Consider the following 1,767-nt stretch of genomic DNA (forward strand, 5'->3'; position numbering starts at 1 on the left):
ATGCTGGGTAGGGGAGCGTTGTGTAAGTGGATGAAGGTGAGTTGTAAAGCTTGCTGGACATATCACAAGTGCGAATGCTGACATGAGTAACGATAATGGGAGTGAAAAACTCCCACGCCGGAAGACCAAGGTTTCCTGTCCCATGCTAATCAGGGCAGGGTAAGTCGGCCCCTAAGGCGAGGCAGAAATGCGTAGTCGATGGGAAACGGGTTAATATTCCCGTACTTATATAATCAGTGATGGAGGGACGGAGAAGGCTAGGCAAGCTTGGCGTTGGTTGTCCAAGTGAAAGTGAGTAGGCTGAAGACTTAGGTAAATCCGGGTTTTCAAGGCCGAGACACGAGACGAGCTCCCAAGGGAGTGAAGTTGTTGATGCCCTGCTTCCAGGAAAAGCTTCTAAACTTATGATTATATGAACCGTACCCCAAACCGACACAGGTGGTCAGGTAGAGAATACTAAGGCGCTTGAGAGAACTCGGGTGAAGGAACTCGGCAAAATTGTACCGTAACTTCGGGAGAAGGTACGCCTCTGTTTGTGAACACTTCGCGTGGTAAGCAAATGGAGGCCGCAGTGACCAGGTGGCTGGGACTGTTTATTAAAAACACAGCACTCTGCAAACTCGTAAGAGGACGTATAGGGTGTGACACCTGCCCGGTGCCGGAAGGTTAATTGATGGGGTTAGTTTTCGGACGAAGCTCTTGATCGAAGCCCCGGTAAACGGCGGCCGTAACTATAACGGTCCTAAGGTAGCGAAATTCCTTGTCGGGTAAGTTCCGACCTGCACGAATGGTGTAACCATGGCCACGCTGTCTCCACCCGAGACTCAGTGAAATTGAAATCGCAGTGAAGATGCTGTGTACCCGCACCTAGACGGAAAGACCCCGTGAACCTTTACTACAGCTTGGCACTGAACATTGAACCTACATGTGTAGGATAGGTGGGAGGCTTTGAAGCACAGTCGCTAGATTGTGTGGAGCCGTCCTTGAAATACCACCCTTGTATGTTTGATGTTCTAACATTGTTCCCTTATCGGGAATGTGGACAGTGTCTGGTGGGTAGTTTGACTGGGGCGGTCTCCTCCCAAATAGTAACGGAGGAGCACGAAGGTTAGCTAATCACGGTCGGACATCGTGAGGTTAGTGCAATGGCATAAGCTAGCTTAACTGCGAGACAGACACGTCGAGCAGGTACGAAAGTAGGTCATAGTGATCCGGTGGTTCTGTATGGAAGGGCCATCGCTCAACGGATAAAAGGTACTCCGGGGATAACAGGCTGATACCGCCCAAGAGTTCATATCGACGGCGGTGTTTGGCACCTCGATGTCGGCTCATCACATCCTGGGGCTGAAGTCGGTCCCAAGGGTATGGCTGTTCGCCATTTAAAGTGGTACGCGAGCTGGGTTTAGAACGTCGTGAGACAGTTCGGTCCCTATCTGGTGTGGGCGTTGGATGATTGATGGGAGCTGCTCCTAGTACGAGAGGACCGGAGTGGACGAACCGCTGGTGTTCGGGTTGTCATGCCAATGGCATTGCCCGGTAGCTATGTTCGGAACGGATAACCGCTGAAAGCATCTAAGCGGGAAGCCGGCCCAAAGATGAGTCATCCCTGACCTTTAAGGTCTGGAAGGGTTGTTATAGACGATGACGTTGATAGGCAGGGTGTGGAAGCGTTGTAAGGCGTTAAGCTAACCTGTACTAATTGCCCGAGAGGCTTAACCATACAACGCCCAAGAAGCTTTAGACTTCTGAGTGTTGTAGACAAGCTAA

At 50.9% G+C, this 1,767-nt stretch carries 1 rRNA gene; it reads left to right on the forward strand.

Annotation, left to right across the window (positions count from 1 at the left end):
- Window positions 1-1,720: ribosomal RNA gene (locus tag AC0J2X_RS19710) — 23S ribosomal RNA — on the forward strand; the annotation flags it as partial.
- Window positions 1,721-1,767: the final 47 nt, after the last annotated feature.

The organism is Alteromonas sp. R7 (genome assembly GCF_055755235.1).